General features: G+C 55.8%; 13 protein-coding genes and 1 tRNA gene. All 14 read right to left on the bottom strand.

All coding sequences use genetic code 11. The annotated features are described in order from the left end of the window. A partial coding sequence (tuf, locus tag ACTJKT_RS30875) for an elongation factor Tu (RefSeq protein ID WP_440790353.1) occupies positions 1–1,139 on the bottom strand: 1,139 nt, incomplete at its 3' end. Positions 1,140–1,169: 30 nt separating this feature from the next. Next, positions 1,170–3,296 carry an elongation factor G gene (gene fusA, locus ACTJKT_RS30870; RefSeq protein ID WP_009051119.1) on the bottom strand — a complete coding sequence of 709 codons (2,127 nt, stop codon included), beginning with the start codon at positions 3,294–3,296 and terminating at the stop codon, positions 1,170–1,172. A gap of 30 nt (positions 3,297–3,326) precedes the next feature. Further along, positions 3,327–3,797: a 30S ribosomal protein S7 gene (gene rpsG, locus ACTJKT_RS30865; protein ID WP_007925959.1), complete on the bottom strand. Its 471-nt coding sequence runs from the start codon at positions 3,795–3,797 to the stop codon at positions 3,327–3,329. A 110-nt stretch (positions 3,798–3,907) separates the two neighbouring features. Beyond that, positions 3,908–4,279, bottom strand: a complete 372-nt coding sequence (gene rpsL, locus ACTJKT_RS30860; RefSeq protein ID WP_003186084.1) for a 30S ribosomal protein S12 — start codon at positions 4,277–4,279, stop codon at positions 3,908–3,910. 200 nt (positions 4,280–4,479) lie between these two features. Then, positions 4,480–8,679, bottom strand: a complete 4,200-nt coding sequence (rpoC, locus tag ACTJKT_RS30855; protein WP_025804435.1) for a DNA-directed RNA polymerase subunit beta' — start codon at positions 8,677–8,679, stop codon at positions 4,480–4,482. A gap of 64 nt (positions 8,680–8,743) precedes the next feature. Further along, on the bottom strand, positions 8,744–12,817 hold the full coding sequence (gene rpoB, locus ACTJKT_RS30850) for a DNA-directed RNA polymerase subunit beta (RefSeq protein WP_007925957.1): 4,074 nt from the start codon (positions 12,815–12,817) through the stop codon (positions 8,744–8,746). A 219-nt stretch (positions 12,818–13,036) separates the two neighbouring features. Then, positions 13,037–13,402 (bottom strand): 50S ribosomal protein L7/L12, encoded by a 366-nt coding sequence (gene rplL / locus ACTJKT_RS30845; RefSeq protein WP_007925956.1) that lies wholly within the window; start codon positions 13,400–13,402, stop codon positions 13,037–13,039. Between the two features lie 80 nt (positions 13,403–13,482). Then, complete coding sequence (gene rplJ / locus ACTJKT_RS30840; protein WP_007925954.1) at positions 13,483–13,983, bottom strand: 50S ribosomal protein L10; 501 nt, start codon at positions 13,981–13,983, stop codon at positions 13,483–13,485. Between the two features lie 198 nt (positions 13,984–14,181). Continuing rightward, entirely contained in the window at positions 14,182–14,877 is a 696-nt protein-coding gene (gene rplA, locus ACTJKT_RS30835) for a 50S ribosomal protein L1 (protein WP_007925952.1), read from the bottom strand. Continuing rightward, positions 14,877–15,308: a 50S ribosomal protein L11 gene (gene rplK / locus ACTJKT_RS30830; RefSeq protein WP_003176435.1), complete on the bottom strand. Its 432-nt coding sequence runs from the start codon at positions 15,306–15,308 to the stop codon at positions 14,877–14,879. The genes rplA and rplK overlap by 1 nt, the downstream gene beginning before the upstream one ends. Before the next feature lie 118 nt (positions 15,309–15,426). Then, positions 15,427–15,960, bottom strand: a complete 534-nt coding sequence (gene nusG / locus ACTJKT_RS30825) for a transcription termination/antitermination protein NusG (protein WP_002555501.1) — start codon at positions 15,958–15,960, stop codon at positions 15,427–15,429. A 9-nt stretch (positions 15,961–15,969) separates the two neighbouring features. Beyond that, the gene (secE, locus tag ACTJKT_RS30820) at positions 15,970–16,338 is read right to left on the bottom strand and encodes a preprotein translocase subunit SecE (protein WP_009045851.1); all 369 of its coding nucleotides are present in this window, start codon (positions 16,336–16,338) and stop codon (positions 15,970–15,972) included. Positions 16,339–16,383: 45 nt separating this feature from the next. Beyond that, positions 16,384–16,459 (bottom strand) — tRNA-Trp (locus tag ACTJKT_RS30815). 54 nt (positions 16,460–16,513) lie between these two features. Continuing rightward, positions 16,514–17,512, bottom strand: a 999-nt coding sequence (tuf, locus tag ACTJKT_RS30810; RefSeq protein WP_440789343.1) for an elongation factor Tu, incomplete at its 5' end; no start/stop codon positions are given.

Genomic DNA, 17,512 nt, shown 5'->3' with positions numbered 1-17,512 from the left:
ATAGCGAAACGCAGACCATCTTCCATCGCGATGGTTTTGATCAGAGTGACAGTCATCTGGATGTTGTCACCTGGCATTACCATTTCAACGCCTTCTGGCAGCTCGCAGTTACCAGTCACGTCAGTAGTACGGAAGTAGAACTGTGGACGGTAGCCTTTGAAGAACGGAGTATGACGGCCGCCTTCTTCTTTGCTCAGAACGTACACTTCAGCGGTGAACTTGGTGTGCGGCTTAACGGTACCTGGCTTAACCAGAACCTGGCCACGCTCAACGTCGTCACGCTTGGTGCCACGCAGCAGAACGCCGCAGTTCTCGCCAGCACGACCTTCGTCGAGCAGCTTGCGGAACATTTCAACGCCGGTGCAGGTGGTTTTCTGAGTGTCGCGCAGACCAACGATCTCAACTTCTTCCTGGATGCGAACGATACCACGCTCAACACGACCAGTTACCACGGTGCCACGACCGGAGATCGAGAATACGTCTTCGATAGGCATCAGGAACGGCTTGTCGATAGCACGCTCTGGCTCTGGGATGTAGGTGTCCAGAGTTTCTACCAGCTTCTTAACAGCGGTAGTGCCCATTTCGTTGTCGTCTTGGCCGTTCAGAGCCATCAGAGCCGAACCGATGATGATTGGAGTGTCATCACCTGGGAAGTCGTAAGTGCTCAGCAGATCGCGCACTTCCATCTCAACCAGTTCCAGCAGCTCAGCGTCGTCAACCATGTCAGCCTTGTTCAGGAAGACAACGATGTACGGAACGCCTACCTGACGGGACAGCAGGATGTGCTCACGAGTTTGTGGCATCGGACCATCGGCAGCCGAGCAAACCAGGATCGCGCCGTCCATCTGGGCAGCACCAGTGATCATGTTTTTGACGTAGTCGGCGTGACCTGGGCAGTCAACGTGCGCGTAGTGACGAATGTTCGAGTCGTACTCTACGTGCGCGGTGTTGATGGTGATACCACGAGCTTTTTCTTCTGGAGCGCTGTCGATCTTGTCGAAGTCAACGCGAGCCGAACCGAAAACCTCGGAGCAAACACGAGTCAGTGCAGCGGTCAGAGTGGTTTTACCGTGGTCAACGTGACCGATGGTGCCAACGTTGACGTGCGGTTTGTTACGTTCAAATTTTTCTTTAGCCACGACAGTGAACCTCTTGCCTAAAGGGCTGGATTAGCCTTGTTTTTTAACGAGTGCTTCGACGATATTCGACGGAGCTTCGGCGTACTTGGAGAACTCCATGGAGTAGCTCGCGCGACCCTGGGACATGGAACGAACGTCGGTCGCATAACCGAACATTTCACCCAGCGGCACTTCAGCACGGATAACCTTGCCAGAGACCGAGTCTTCCATACCCTGGATCAGACCACGACGACGGTTCAGGTCACCCATCACGTCACCCATGTAGTCCTCAGGGGTTACTACTTCAACCTTCATGATCGGCTCAAGAACTACGCCCTTGCCCTTCTCACGCAGCTGCTTGGTCGCCATGGAGGCCGCTACCTTAAACGCCATCTCGTTAGAGTCGACGTCGTGGTAAGAACCATCAAACACGGTAGCCTTCAGGCCGATCAGCGGATAGCCGGCGACAACGCCGTTCTTCATCTGCTCTTCGATACCCTTCTGGATTGCCGGGATGTATTCCTTCGGAACCACACCACCAACGACCTCGTTGGCAAACACCAGACCTTCAGTGATATTGCCTTTTTCGTCGACGTCTGCCGGAGCAAAACGGATCCAGCAATGGCCGAACTGGCCACGACCGCCGGATTGACGAACGAACTTACCTTCAACTTCACAGCCGACGGTGATCTTCTCGCGATAGGAAACCTGCGGCTTACCGATGTTGGCTTCTACGTTGAATTCACGACGCATACGGTCAACAAGGATATCCAGGTGCAGCTCACCCATACCCGAAATGATGGTCTGACCGGTTTCTTCGTCAGTCTTGACGCGGAACGACGGGTCTTCCTGAGCCAGCTTGCCCAGAGCAATACCCATCTTCTCCTGGTCAGCCTTGGTTTTCGGCTCTACAGCAACCGAAATCACCGGCTCAGGGAAGTCCATACGCTCAAGGATGATCGGCTTGTCGATATCGCAAAGAGTGTCACCGGTGGTGACGTCTTTCATACCGATCAGAGCAGCGATGTCGCCTGCACGTACTTCTTTGATCTCTTCGCGCTGGTTCGCGTGCATCTGCACCATACGACCAACACGCTCCTTCTTGCCCTTGACCGAGTTGATCACGGAGTCGCCGGAGCTCAGGAAACCCGAGTAAACGCGAACGAAGGTCAGAGTACCCACGAACGGGTCGGTGGCAATCTTGAACGCCAGAGCCGAGAACGGCTCGTTGTCGTCAGCGTGACGCTCGTCAACGATTTCGTTGTCGTCGGTGCTGTCCGGATGAACGCCCTTGATCGCAGGGATCTCGGTCGGAGCCGGCAGGAAGTCGATGACAGCATCGAGAACCAGAGGAACACCCTTGTTCTTGAACGAGGAACCGCAGACAGCCGGAACGATCTCGCTGGCCAGGGTGCGCGCGCGCAGGCCTGCCTTGATCTCTTCGACGGTCAACTCACCTTCTTCAAGGTACTTGTTCATCAGCTCTTCGTTGGCTTCGGCAGCAGCTTCAACCATGTTGGAGCGCCACTCGTTAGCCAGGTCCAGCATATCGGCAGGAATTTCTTCCTCGCGATAGGTAGTACCCTTGTCGTCGTCGTTCCAGTAGATAGCCTTCATCTTGATCAGATCGATCTGACCTTCGAAGTTATCTTCTGCGCCGATAGCCAGCTGAACTGGAACCGGGGTGTGACCCAGACGGTTTTTGATCTGAGCAACAACGCGCAGGAAGTTGGCACCGGCACGGTCCATCTTGTTCACGTAAACAACACGTGGAACGCCGTATTTGTTGGCTTGACGCCATACGGTTTCGGACTGAGGCTCAACACCGGAAGTACCGCAGAACACAACGACCGCGCCGTCGAGTACGCGCAGCGAACGCTCTACTTCAATGGTGAAGTCTACGTGGCCAGGGGTATCGATAACGTTTACACGATAGTTATCGTATTGGCCGCGCGAACCTTTCCAGAAGGTAGTTACAGCAGCGGAGGTAATGGTGATACCACGCTCCTGCTCCTGCACCATCCAGTCGGTGGTAGCAGCGCCGTCATGCACCTCACCCATCTTGTGGCTGAGACCTGTGTAGAACAGGATCCGCTCGGTGGTGGTAGTCTTGCCCGCGTCAACGTGGGCACAGATACCGATGTTACGGTAGCGGTTGATTGCTGTAGTACGAGCCATAAAGCCCTCGCAAAATGAATGTTGCCGATATTAGAAGCGGTAGTGCGAGAAAGCCTTGTTGGCTTCAGCCATACGGTGTACGTCTTCACGCTTCTTAACTGCAGCACCTTTGCCTTCGGCAGCGTCCAGCAGTTCGCCAGCCAAGCGCAGAGCCATAGACTTCTCGCCGCGCTTACGGGCGAAGTCTACCAACCAGCGCATTGCCAGAGCGTTACGACGGGACGGACGAACTTCGACCGGAACCTGGTAAGTAGCACCACCAACACGGCGCGACTTCACTTCGACCAGCGGAGCGATGGCGTCGAGAGCTTTCTCGAAGATTTCCAGGGGATCGCTGTTCTTGCGTTCTTTAACTTTTTCCAGCGCGCCATAAACGATACGTTCGGCAACGGCTTTCTTGCCGCTTTCCATTACGTGGTTCATGAACTTGGCGAGGATCTGGCTTCCGTATTTCGGATCGTCCAGAATCTCACGTTTGGCTGCTACGCGACGTCTTGGCATGATAAGCCCTCAAACGGTCTTCAGGTTAGCTCGGGACAGTTGATCCAAAGGACTCGTGCCCGACCTTACTCTTATCGACTCAATAAAATAATTAACTGCAAAACGGCCGATTACTTCGGACGCTTGGTACCGTACTTCGAACGACCTTGGTTACGACCTTTAACGCCGGAGGTATCCAGGGAGCCGCGAACGGTGTGGTAACGAACACCTGGCAAGTCTTTTACACGACCGCCGCGGATCAGTACCACGCTGTGCTCTTGCAGGTTGTGGCCTTCACCACCGATGTACGAGGAAACCTCGAAACCGTTGGTCAGACGCACACGGCATACTTTACGCAGTGCCGAGTTAGGTTTTTTCGGCGTAGTGGTATACACGCGAGTGCACACGCCACGACGTTGCGGGCAGTTCTGCAGCGCAGGTACGTCGGATTTCTCGACGATACGCTTACGCGGCTGACGTACCAGCTGGTTGATAGTTGCCATCTACTAGCTCCACTGTTGTCTTTCGACATAAACAAAATGGCAGGGCGCAAGCCCCACCAAATTTAGGGGTACAAGAGTCTAAAGAGGATCTTGCCCCCAGTCAAGGCAAGGCCCCGGCCTCCCCGATCAGCGAACCCCGACAAAATCGTCTTGATTCGTGAGCGGAAAAGCCAGGGCCCTATCTCAATCTACTGCAGACCTCAGTTACCGCTGGAGTTCAGCGCTTCGGTCAGTGCAGCTTCAACTTCACTTGCGCTTACGCGCAGCGGCTTGTCGGCATCACGACGACGCTTACGCTCGCTGTGATACGCCAGGCCGGTACCAGCCGGGATCAGGCGACCCACGACCACGTTTTCTTTCAGGCCGCGCAGGTAATCGCGCTTGCCGGTTACCGCCGCTTCGGTCAGTACGCGAGTGGTCTCTTGGAAAGAGGCTGCCGAGATGAACGATTCGGTCGACAAGGACGCCTTGGTGATACCCAGCAGAACGCGGGTGAACTTGGCGACAAACTTGTCTTCGGTGTTCAGACGCTCGTTCTCTACCAGTACGTGAGTCAGTTCCATCTGGTCGCCCTTGATGAAACTGGAATCGCCAGATTCAGCGATCTCAACCTTACGCAGCATCTGACGCAGGATGGTCTCGATGTGCTTGTCGTTGATCTTCACGCCTTGCAGACGGTAAACGTCCTGGATCTCGTTCACGATGTACTTGGCCAGCGCACTCACACCCAGCAGACGCAGGATGTCGTGTGGATCGCTTGGACCGTCGGAGATAACTTCGCCGCGGTTTACCTGTTCGCCTTCGAAGACGTTCAGGTGGCGCCACTTCGGAATCAGCTCTTCGTACGGATCGCTACCGTCGTTCGGGGTAATGACCAGACGGCGCTTGCCTTTGGTCTCTTTACCGAACGCGATGGTGCCGCTGACTTCAGCCAGGATCGAGGCCTCTTTCGGACGACGAGCTTCGAACAGGTCGGCAACACGCGGCAGACCACCGGTGATGTCACGGGTCTTCGAAGTTTCTTGCGGAATACGAGCGATAACGTCACCGATCGCGATCCGCGCACCGTCCGCAACACCGACCAGGGCGTTGGCTGGCAGGAAGTACTGAGCCGGTACGTCGGTACCTGGCAACAGCAGATCCTTGCCATCGTCACCCACCATCTTCACTGCAGGACGGATGTCCTTACCAGCAGCCGGACGGTCTTTGGCGTCGAGCACTTCAATGTTGGTCATACCGGTCAATTCGTCAGTCTGACGCTTGATCGTGATGCCTTCTTCCATGCCCACGTAGGTCACGGTACCTTTCATTTCGGTAACGATTGGGTGAGTGTGCGGATCCCACTTGGCCACGATAGAGCCAGCGTCGACCTTGTCACCCTCTTTAACCGAAATCACAGCACCGTACGGCAGCTTGTAACGCTCGCGCTCACGACCGAAGTCGTCAGCGATCGCCAGCTCACCGGAACGGGACACAGCAACCAGGTGACCATCCACTCGCTCAACATGCTTCAGGTTGTGCAGACGGACGGTACCGCCATTCTTCACCTGAACGCTGTCGGCCGCAGAGGTCCGGCTTGCCGCACCACCGATGTGGAACGTACGCATCGTCAGCTGGGTACCCGGCTCACCGATGGACTGAGCAGCGATAACGCCGACAGCTTCACCGATGTTCACCTGGTGACCACGAGCCAGGTCGCGACCGTAGCACTTGGCGCAAATACCGTAGCGGGTTTCGCAGCTGATCGGCGAACGCACGATCACTTCGTCGATGCTGTTCAGCTCGATGAACTCGACCCACTTCTCGTCGACCAGAGTACCGGCAGGAACGATGACGTCCTCGGTACCTGGCTTGAATACGTCACGGGCGATAACACGACCCAACACGCGCTCACCCAGCGGCTCAACAACGTCACCGCCTTCAATGTGCGGAGTCATCAGCAGGCCGTGCTCGGTGCCACAGTCGATCTCGGTTACAACCAGATCCTGCGCCACGTCTACCAGACGACGAGTCAGGTAACCGGAGTTCGCAGTTTTCAACGCGGTATCCGCCAGACCTTTACGAGCACCGTGAGTCGAGATGAAGTACTGGAGTACGCTCAGACCTTCACGGAAGTTCGCAGTAATCGGCGTTTCGATGATGGAACCGTCCGGCTTGGCCATCAGACCACGCATACCGGCCAGCTGACGAATCTGTGCTGCGGAACCCCGCGCACCCGAGTCGGCCATCATGTACATCGAGTTGAACGATTCTTGCTCGACTTCGTCGCCGTGACGGTCGATGACTTTCTCTTTCGAGAGGTTGGCCATCATCGCCTTGGAAACTTCGTCGTTCGCTTTCGACCAAAGGTCGATCACTTTGTTGTACTTCTCGCCCTGGGTTACCAGGCCGGAGGCGTACTGGCTCTCGATCTCTTTCACTTCATCGGTAGCAGTACCGATGATGCGGGCTTTCTCGTCCGGGATAACGAAGTCGTTAACACCGATGGAAACGCCGGAAATGGTCGAGTAGGCAAAACCGGTGTACATCAACTGGTCAGCGAAGATCACGGTCTCTTTCAGACCAACCACGCGGTAGCACTGGTTGATCAGCTTGGAGATCGCCTTCTTCTTCATCGGCAGGTTGACGACGTCGTACGACAGACCTTTTGGCACAACCTGGAACAACAGCGCACGGCCGACAGTGGTATCGACGATACGGGTGTTGGTCACGCTGCCGCCATCACGGTCGTTGACGGTTTCGGTGATCCGCACCTTGACCTTGGCATGCAGTGCGGCTTCGCCGGCACGGAACACACGGTCAACTTCCTGCAGATCCGCGAACACACGACCTTCGCCCTTGGCGTTGATCGCTTCACGAGTCATGTAGTACAGACCCAATACAACGTCCTGCGACGGAACGATGATTGGCTCACCGTTGGCTGGCGACAGGATGTTGTTGGTCGACATCATCAACGCACGCGCTTCCAGCTGGGCTTCCAGTGTCAGCGGTACGTGCACGGCCATTTGGTCGCCGTCGAAGTCGGCGTTGTACGCGGCACAGACCAGCGGGTGCAGCTGGATAGCCTTACCTTCGATCAGTACTGGTTCAAACGCCTGGATACCCAGACGGTGAAGGGTCGGTGCACGGTTGAGGAGCACTGGGTGTTCGCGAATCACTTCGGCGAGAACGTCCCAAACCTCTGGCAGCTCGCGCTCGACCATTTTCTTCGCGGCTTTGATGGTGGTGGCCAGGCCACGCATTTCCAACTTGCCGAAAATGAACGGTTTGAACAGCTCGAGAGCCATTTTCTTAGGCAGACCGCACTGGTGCAGACGCAGGGTCGGACCTACGGTAATTACCGAACGACCGGAGTAGTCAACACGCTTACCGAGCAAGTTCTGACGGAAACGACCCTGCTTACCCTTGATCATGTCGGCCAGGGATTTCAGAGGACGCTTGTTGGAACCAGTGATAGCGCGGCCACGACGACCGTTGTCGAGCAGTGCGTCGACAGCTTCCTGCAACATACGCTTTTCGTTGCGCACAATGATGTCCGGAGCGGACAGATCCAGCAGGCGCTTCAAACGGTTGTTACGGTTGATCACTCGACGATACAGATCGTTGAGGTCGGAAGTCGCGAAGCGACCGCCATCCAGCGGGACCAGTGGACGCAGATCTGGCGGCAGAACCGGCAGAACGGTCAGCACCATCCACTCTGGCAGGTTGCCGGAACCCTGGAAGGCCTCCATCAACTTCAGACGCTTGGACAGCTTCTTGATCTTGGTTTCCGAGTTGGTTTGCGGAATCTCTTCGCGCAGACGGCCAATCTCGTGTTCCAGGTCGATAGCGTGCAGCAGCTCGCGGACAGCCTCGGCACCCATGCGGGCGTCGAAGTCGTCACCGAACTCTTCCAGCGCTTCGAAGTACTGCTCGTCGTTGAGCAGCTGGCCTTTTTCCAGAGTGGTCATGCCCGGATCGATAACGACGTAGCTCTCGAAGTAGAGAACACGCTCGATATCACGCAGGGTCATGTCCATCAGCAGACCGATACGGGACGGCAGCGATTTCAGGAACCAGATGTGGGCAACCGGCGAAGCCAGTTCGATGTGCGCCATGCGCTCACGACGAACCTTGGCCAGTGCAACTTCAACGCCGCACTTCTCGCAGATCACGCCACGATGCTTCAAGCGCTTGTACTTACCGCACAGGCACTCGTAATCCTTTACCGGGCCAAAGATCTTGGCGCAGAACAGGCCGTCACGCTCAGGCTTGAACGTACGGTAGTTGATGGTTTCCGGCTTTTTAACTTCACCGAACGACCACGAACGGATCATCTCAGGCGAGGCCAATCCGATACGGATGGCGTCGAACTCTTCGACTTGACCCTGGTTTTTCAGCAAATTCAGTAGGTCTTTCAAGGCCTTTCCTCCTGGCGGAGCAGAGAGCGGGCAATCCTGCCCCGCTCTCGATTCGCGTCACGTGTTATTCGGTTTCCAGATCGATATCGATGCCGAGGGAACGAATTTCTTTGATCAACACGTTGAAGGACTCGGGCATGCCCGGCTCCATACGGTGATCGCCGTCCACGATGTTTTTGTACATCTTGGTCCGACCGTTCACATCGTCCGACTTCACTGTGAGCATTTCTTGCAGAGTGTATGCAGCACCGTATGCTTCCAGTGCCCAGACCTCCATCTCCCCGAAACGCTGACCACCGAACTGCGCCTTACCACCCAGCGGCTGCTGGGTAACCAGGCTGTACGAACCGGTAGAACGAGCGTGCATCTTGTCGTCTACCAAATGGTTCAGCTTCAGCATGTACATGTAGCCAACAGTAACCGGGCGCTCGAACTTGTTGCCGGTACGGCCGTCGGTCAGCTGCATCTGGCCGCTTTCTGGCAGGTCCGCCAGTTTCAGCATGGCCTTGATTTCGCTTTCCTTGGCACCGTCGAACACCGGAGTGGCCATCGGCACGCCGCCGCGCAGGTTCTTCGCCAGATCCAGGATTTCCTGATCGGAGAAGCTATCCAGATCTTCGTTACGGCCACCGATCTGGTTGTAGATCTCGTCCAGGAACTTACGCAGTTCCGCGACCTTGCGCTGCTCTTCGACCATGCGGTTGATCTTCTCGCCCAGACCTTTGGCCGCGAGGCCCAGGTGGGTTTCGAGAATCTGACCAACGTTCATACGCGAAGGTACGCCCAACGGGTTGAGGACGACGTCGACCGGGGTGCCATTGGCATCGTGCGGCATGTCTTCAACCGGCATGATCACGGAGACCACACCCTTGTTACCGTGACGACCGGCCATCTTGTCGCCCGGCTGGATGCGACGACGGATTGCCAGGTAAACCTTGACGATTTTCAGCACGCCTGGAGCCAGGTCATCGCCCTGCTGCAGCTTGCGCTTCTTGTCTTCGAACTTGTCGTCCAGCAGACGGCGGCGATCAACGATGTAGGCCTGGGCCTTCTCGAGCTGCTCGTTCAGAGCATCTTCAGCCATGCGCAGCTTGAACCACTGACCATGCTCAAGACCGTCGAGTACTTCGTCGGTGATTTCCTGACCTTTCTTCAGACCGGCGCCGCCTTCGGCTTTGTGGCCGACCAGAGCGGAACGCAGACGTTCGAAAGTGGCGCCTTCAACGATACGGAACTCTTCGTTCAGATCCTTGCGGATCTCGTCGAGCTGGCTCTTCTCGATCGACAGGGCACGAGCGTCACGCTCTACGCCGTCACGAGTGAAGACCTGTACGTCGATGACAGTACCCTTGGTACCGGTAGGTACGCGCAGGGAGGTGTCTTTAACGTCGCTGGCTTTTTCACCGAAGATTGCACGCAGCAGTTTTTCTTCCGGAGTCAGCTGGGTCTCGCCTTTCGGAGTGACCTTACCGACCAGGATGTCGCCTGCGCCAACTTCAGCACCTACATAAACGATACCGGCTTCGTCCAGCTTGTTCAGTGCAGCCTCACCCACGTTCGGGATGTCCGCAGTGATTTCCTCTGGGCCAAGCTTGGTGTCACGGGCCACACAGGTCAGTTCCTGGATGTGGATCGTGGTGAAGCGGTCTTCCTGAACCACACGCTCGGACAGGCAGATGGAGTCTTCGAAGTTGAAGCCGTTCCACGCCATGAACGCGATGCGCATGTTCTGACCCAGAGCCAGTTCACCCATGTCGGTGGACGGACCGTCGGCCATGATGTCGCTGCGCTGAACCCGATCACCCTTGCTCACCAGCGGACGCTGGTTGATGCAGGTGTTCTGGTTGGAGCGGGTGTATTTGGTCAGGTTGTAGATGTCGACACCGGCTTCGCCTGGTTCAACTTCGTCATCTGCAACACGAACCACGATACGGCTGGCGTCAACCGAGTCGATCACGCCGCCACGGCGAGCCACGACGCAAACGCCGGAGTCACGGGCAACGTTACGCTCCATGCCGGTACCTACCAGCGGCTTGTCGGCACGCAGGGTTGGTACAGCCTGACGCTGCATGTTCGAACCCATCAACGCACGGTTGGCGTCGTCGTGCTCGAGGAACGGAATCAGCGACGCCGCAACCGAAACTACCTGCTTCGGCGAAACGTCCATCAAGGTGACGTCTTCTGGCGCCTTGACGGTGAATTCGTTCAGGTGACGAACAGCTACCAGCTCGTCGATCAGCTGACCTTTGTCGTTCATGGTCGCCGAAGCCTGAGCGATCACGTGATCGGCCTCTTCGATAGCGGACAGGAACACGATCTCGTCGGTCACCAGACCTTCTTTCACCACGCGGTACGGGCTCTCGAGGAAGCCGTACTGGTTGGTGCGAGCATAGGCAGCCAGGGAGTTGATCAGACCGATGTTCGGACCTTCCGGCGTCTCGATCGGGCATACACGACCGTAGTGAGTCGGGTGTACGTCACGAACTTCGAAGCCTGCGCGCTCACGAGTCAGACCGCCTGGGCCGAGTGCAGAGACACGACGCTTGTGGGTGATCTCGGACAGCGGGTTGTTCTGGTCCATGAACTGGGACAGCTGGCTGGAACCGAAGAACTCCTTCACCGCCGCAGCCACTGGCTTGGCGTTGATCAGGTCTTGCGGCATCAGGCCTTCGCTTTCAGCCATCGACAGACGCTCTTTGACCGCACGCTCTACACGCACCAGGCCAACGCGGAACTGGTTCTCGGCCATCTCGCCTACGCAGCGAACACGACGGTTACCCAGGTGGTCGATGTCATCGACGATGCCTTTGCCGTTACGGATGTCGACCAGAGTCTTCAGAACCGCAACGATGTCTTCCTTGCACAACACGCCCGAACCTTCGATCTCGGTACGACCGATACGACGGTTGAACTTCATCCGGCCGACCGCAGACAGGTCATAACGCTCAGGGCTGAAGAACAGGTTGTTGAACAGGGTCTCGGCCGCATCCTTGGTTGGAGGCTCGCCAGGACGCATCATGCGATAGATCTCGACCAACGCTTCCAGCTGGTTGGTGGTGGAGTCGATCTTCAGAGTGTCGGAAACGAACGGACCGCAATCGATATCGTTGGTGTACAGCGTTTCGATGCGCACAACCTGAGCCTTGGCGATCTTCGCCAGGATCTCGGTGTTCAGCTCGGTGTTGCACTCTGCCAGGATTTCGCCGGTGGCCGGATGCACGATGACCTTGGCGGTAGTACGACCCAGGACGTAGTCCAGAGGCACTTCCAGCTCTTTGATCCCGGCTTTTTCCAGCTGGTTGATGTGGCGAGCGGTAATACGACGACCCTGCTCGACAATAACCTTGCCTTTGTCATCCTGGATATCGAGGACCGCAATTTCACCACGCAGGCGCTGAGGCACCAGCTCCAGGCTCAGGCTTTCGCCGCGCACATGGAATACGTTGGTGGTGTAGAAAGCATCCAGCACTTCTTCAGTGGTGTAGCCCAGCGCACGCAGCAGTACCGATGCAGGCAGCTTGCGACGACGGTCGATACGCACGAATACGCAGTCTTTCGGGTCGAACTCGAAGTCCAACCAGGAACCGCGGTAAGGAATGATGCGCGCGGAGTACAGCAGCTTACCGGAGCTGTGCGTCTTGCCACGGTCGTGGTCGAAGAATACGCCAGGGGAACGGTGCAGCTGGGAAACGATTACACGCTCGGTACCGTTGATTACGAAGGTACCGTTCTCAGTCATCAGGGGGATTTCACCCATGTAGACTTCTTGCTCTTTGATGTCCTTGATCGCTTTATTCGACGATTCTTTGTCGAAAATGATCAGACGAACTTTTACCCGCAAAGGTACGGCGTAAGTTACACCGCGCAGCACGCATTCTTTGACATCAAATGCCGGTTCGCCCAGGCGATAACCGACATACTCCAACGCAGCATTGCCGGAGTAGCTGATGATCGGGAAAACGGATTTGAAGGCCGCATGCAGGCCCACGTCGCGGAACTGATCTTTAGTCGCTCCCGCTTGCAAGAATTCACGATACGAATCCAGCTGGATGGCCAGGAGGTACGGCACATCCATGACGTCCGGCAACTTGCTAAAGTCCTTGCGGATACGTTTTTTCTCAGTATATGAGTAAGCCATCAGCGTTCCCCAGCTTGGTCACCTGCTTATTTGGCCCCTCCCGACGGGAGCAGCCAGAAAATCGTGCAAACCCTTTGGTTTGCGCCACCGCACAGGGTGGTTACAGCACGTTAGAAGCACCGACCCAGTCGGCTGCCAATAACGGAAAAAGGCCGGTGGCAAGAGCCACCAGCCATCAGCCTCAGCTTAACGCTTGGGCTGGAGACACAAAGTCGATGCTTACTTCAGCTCGACTTTAGCGCCTGCTTCTTCCAGAGCTGCTTTGGCTTTGTCAGCGGCTTCTTTAGCAACGCCTTCCAGAACCATTGCAGGAGCGCCGTCAACTACAGCCTTGGCTTCTTTCAGGCCCAGACCGGTCAGTTCACGTACAGCCTTGATCACGTTAACTTTCTTCTCGCCAGCTTCGGTCAGCATGACGTTGAATTCAGTTTGCTCTTCAACAACAGCGGCAGCAGCAGCTGGGCCAGCAGCGGCAACAGCAGCGGTAACGCCGAAGGTTTCTTCCATTGCTTTGATCAGCTCAACAACTTCCAGAACGGTTTTCTGGCCGATTGCTTCGATGATTTGCTCGTTAGTCAGAGACATGACTATAAATTCCTGTATTGGGGTGACAGCCTACGCAGCCATCAAATTAAACATATGATTTTGAAAGGGCTTGCAGTGCCTTAGGCAGCAGCAGCTTCTTTCTGGTCGCGAATGGCCGCCAGAGTACGAGCCAGCTTGCTGGTAGCGCCTTGGATCACGCTCATCAGCTTCGCAATAGCTTCGTCGCGAGTTGGCAGCGAAGCCAACACGTCGATCTCATTTGCTGCGAGGTACTTGCCCTCGAACGCAGCTGCCTTGATCTCGAACTTTTCCTGACCCTTTGCGAACTCTTTGAAAATACGAGCAGCAGCGCCCGGATGTTCCTTGGAGAATGCAATCAGGGTAGGGCCGACGAACGCGTCGTTGAGCACGTCATATTGAGTGCCTTCAACAGCGCGCTTGAGCAGGGTGTTACGTACGACACGTACATACACGCCAGCTTCGCGGGCCTCTTTACGGAGTCCGGTCATAGCGCCTACTGTCACACCACGGGCATCAGCCACGACAGCGGACAGAGCGCCTTTGGCAGCCTCGTTGACTTCAGCGACGATGGCCTTCTTGTCTTCGAGTTTAATTGCCACGGGTTTAACTCCTGCTTGTTACCGTTTCATCCAACCGAGGTCGGATGTCGTTTTGGTGTCTGATTCGGTAAGGAACCGGGAGCACCATCTGCGTAGGCTTGTGGTTTAAGACTTGCGTCGCCTACGGTCTTGGATAGCCCCCGCCAGGCAGGGACCCCAATCTTTCAATTGACGCAATCTCTTGCGTCAACCTGTGTCTTATACGTCCAGCGAACCTTGGTCGATGACCAGACCTGGGCCCATAGTGGTGCTCAGGGTAACGCGCTTGACGTAGATACCTTTCGAGGAAGCTGGCTTGATACGCTTCAGATCAGCGATCAGGGCTTCAACGTTTTCCTTCAGCTTGACGGCGTCGAAGCCGACCTTGCCAACGGAGGTGTGGATAATGCCGTTTTTGTCGGTGCGATAACGAACCTGACCAGCCTTGGCGTTTTTAACAGCGCCAGCTACGTCTGGAGTTACGGTACCAACCTTAGGGTTAGGCATCAGACCACGTGGACCGAGGATCTGGCCCAGCTGACCTACAACGCGCATTGCATCCGGGGAAGCAATAACTACGTCATAGTTCAGGTCGCCGCCTTTCATTTCGGCAGCCAGGTCGTCCATACCTACGCGATCAGCGCCGGCAGCCAGGGCAGCTTCAGCAGCTGGACCCTGGGTGAACACAGCTACACGTACAGTCTTGCCAGTGCCGTGTGGCAGCACGGTAGCGCTGCGAACAACCTGGTCGGATTTACGTGGGTCAACGCCCAGGTTTACAGCAACGTCAACAGACTCGCTGAACTTGACGGTCGACAGCTCGGTCAGGAGAGCAGCTGCGTCTACGAAGCTGTAGGCCTTGCCCGCTTCAATCTTGCCGGCGATAGCCTTTTGGCGCTTGGTCAGCTTAGCCATTACACACCCTCCACGTTAAGGCCCATGCTACGAGCAGAACCGGCGATAGTACGCACGGCTGCATCCATATCAGCTGCAGTCAGATCCGCGTTTTTGGTTTTCGCGATTTCTTCCAGCTGAGCACGGGTAACGGTGCCAACCTTAACGGTGTTCGGACGAGCGGAACCGCTGGTCAGGCCAGCAGCTTTCTTCAGCAGAACCGAAGCAGGGGTGCTCTTAGTTTCGAAAGTGAAGCTGCGGTCACTGTAAACAGTGATGATCACAGGAGTCGGCAGACCTGGCTCAAGACCCTGGGTACGGGCGTTGAAGGCCTTGCAGAATTCCATGATGTTCACGCCGTGCTGACCCAGAGCTGGACCGACGGGTGGACTTGGGTTGGCCTGTGCGGCCTTCACTTGCAGCTTGATGTAAGCAGTAATCTTCTTAGCCATGAGGCACTCCAATTACGGGTTCAAACGCCTAGAAAGGCTCCCCGGTTACTTGCGCGTTTATCCCAGTGACGACAAAACCCCACAGCCTTGGGCTGCGGGGTATGGGATTCTCGTTCAGTTATGCCTTTTCGACCTGACTGAACTCTAGCTCTACCGGAGTAGAGCGACCGAAAATGAGCACAGCCACTTGGATCCGGCTCTTTTCGTAGTTAACTTCTTCGACAGTGCCGTTAAAGTCAGCGAACGGACCATCGGTAACACGAACAACCTCACCCGGCTCGAACAGAGTCTTGGGCTTAGGCTTGTCACTACCATCAGCGACACGACGCAGAATGGCTTCTGCCTCTTTGTCCGTGATTGGCGCAGGCTTATCGGCAGTACCACCGATGAAACCCATCACCCGAGGAGTATCCTTGACCAAGTGCCAAGTACCCTCATTCATATCCATCTGAACCAGCACATAACCTGGGAAGAATTTGCGCTCGCTTTTGCGTTTCTGGCCATTACGCATTTCAACCACTTCTTCAGTGGGAACCAGAATCTCGCCAAAGCCATCTTCCATGCCAGCCAGCTTTACGCGCTCGATCAACGAACGCATTACATGCTTCTCGTAACCCGAGTAAGCATGCACAACGTACCAACGCTTAGCCACGGGACACCCTTAGCCAACAATCAAGGAAACAAGCCAGCCGAGCAGGGAATCAAGCCCCCACAACAGCAACGCCATAACCAGAACAACAGCCACTACGATCAATGTGGTCTGCGTGGTTTCTTGGCGAGTTGGCCATACGACTTTACGAATCTCGGTGCGAGCTTCCTTAACCAGTACAAAGAAAGACTTGCCCTTGGCAGTCTGCAGGCCTACAAAGGCAGCTACAGCAGCGATAGCAAGCAAAGCGAGTACACGGTACAGGATCGGCGAAGCAGAGTAATACTGATTACCGACAACGCCAACGACCACCAAAGCAACTACTACAAGCCACTTGAGCAGATCGAAGCGAGAGCCTTGAGCTTCAGCTTTAGGAGTCATCTATGAAGATCCTGTGAAAAGAAAGCCAGACACACCGAGTGAATCTGGCAGGTCAGGAGGGAATCGAACCCCCAACCTACGGTTTTGGAGACCGTCGCTCTGCCAATTGAGCTACTGACCTAAAAACAAAATCAGGCCGACCATTATGCCGGCCCGATGGAGATATATCAAGAACTTACTCGATGACTTTGGCTACGACGCCAGCGCCGACGGTACGACCGCCTTCACGAATAGCGAAACGCAGACCATCTTCCATCGCGATGGTTTTGATCAGAGTGACAGTCATCTGGATGTTGTCACCTGGCATTACCATTTCAACGCCTTCTGGCAGCTCGCAGTTACCAGTCACGTCAGTAGTACGGAAGTAGAACTGTGGACGGTAGCCTTTGAAGAACGGAGTATGACGGCCGCCTTCTTCTTTGCTCAGAACGTACACTTCAGCGGTGAACTTGGTGTGCGGCTTAACGGTACCTGGCTTAACCAGAACCTGGCCACGCTCAACGTCGTCACGCTTGGTGCCACGCAGCAGAACGCCGCAGTTCTCGCCAGCACGACCTTCGTCGAGCAGCTTGCGGAACATTTCAACGCCGGTGCAGGTGGTTTTCTGAGTGTCGCGCAGACCAACGATCTCAACTTCTTCCTGGATGCGAACGATACCACGCTCAACACGACCAGTTACCACGGTGCCACGACCGGAGATCGAGAATACGTCTTCGATAGGCATCAGGAACGGCTTGTCGATAGCACGCTCTGGCTCTGGGATGTAGGTGTCCAGAGTTTCTACCAGCTTCTTAACAGCGGTAGTGCCCATTTCGTTGTCGTCTTGGCCGTTCAGAGCCATCAGAGCCGAACCGATGATGATTGGAGTGTCATCACCTGGGAAGTCGTAAGTGCTCAGCAGATCGCGCACTTCCATCTCAACCAGTTCCAGCAGCTCAGCGTCGTCAACCATGTCAGCCTTGTTCAGGAAGACAACGATGTACGGAACGCCTACCTGACGGGACAGCAGGATGTGCTCACGAGTTTGTGGCATCGGACCATCGGCAGCCGAGCAAACCAGGATCGCGCCGTCCATCTGGGCAGCACCAGTGATCATGTTTTTGACGTAGTCGGCGTGACCTGGGCAGTCAACGTGCGCGTAGTGACGAATGTTCGAGTCGTACTCTACGTGCGC

It is taken from the genome of Pseudomonas sp. 22526, from assembly GCF_052044735.1.
Taxonomy (GTDB): domain Bacteria; phylum Pseudomonadota; class Gammaproteobacteria; order Pseudomonadales; family Pseudomonadaceae; genus Aquipseudomonas; species Aquipseudomonas piscium.
The sequence above is the reverse complement of the archived record's forward strand: the minus strand, read 5'-3'. Positions and strand labels throughout refer to the sequence as shown.

What these genes read in the sequence shown, in the direction of transcription:
- fusA (WP_009051119.1), bottom strand. Translation starts at nt 3,296, where the DNA reads ATGGCTCGTACTACAGCAATCAACCGCTACCGTAACATCGGTATCTGT.
- rpsG (WP_007925959.1), bottom strand. Translation starts at nt 3,797, where the DNA reads ATGCCAAGACGTCGCGTAGCAGCCAAACGTGAGATTCTGGACGATCCG.
- rpsL (WP_003186084.1), bottom strand. Translation starts at nt 4,279, where the DNA reads ATGGCAACTATCAACCAGCTGGTACGTCAGCCGCGTAAGCGTATCGTC.
- rpoB (WP_007925957.1), bottom strand. Translation starts at nt 12,817, where the DNA reads ATGGCTTACTCATATACTGAGAAAAAACGTATCCGCAAGGACTTTAGC.
- rplL (WP_007925956.1), bottom strand. Translation starts at nt 13,402, where the DNA reads ATGTCTCTGACTAACGAGCAAATCATCGAAGCAATCGGCCAGAAAACC.
- rplA (WP_007925952.1), bottom strand. Translation starts at nt 14,877, where the DNA reads ATGGCTAAGCTGACCAAGCGCCAAAAGGCTATCGCCGGCAAGATTGAA.
- rplK (WP_003176435.1), bottom strand. Translation starts at nt 15,308, where the DNA reads ATGGCTAAGAAGATTACTGCTTACATCAAGCTGCAAGTGAAGGCCGCA.
- secE (WP_009045851.1), bottom strand. Translation starts at nt 16,338, where the DNA reads ATGACTCCTAAAGCTGAAGCTCAAGGCTCTCGCTTCGATCTGCTCAAG.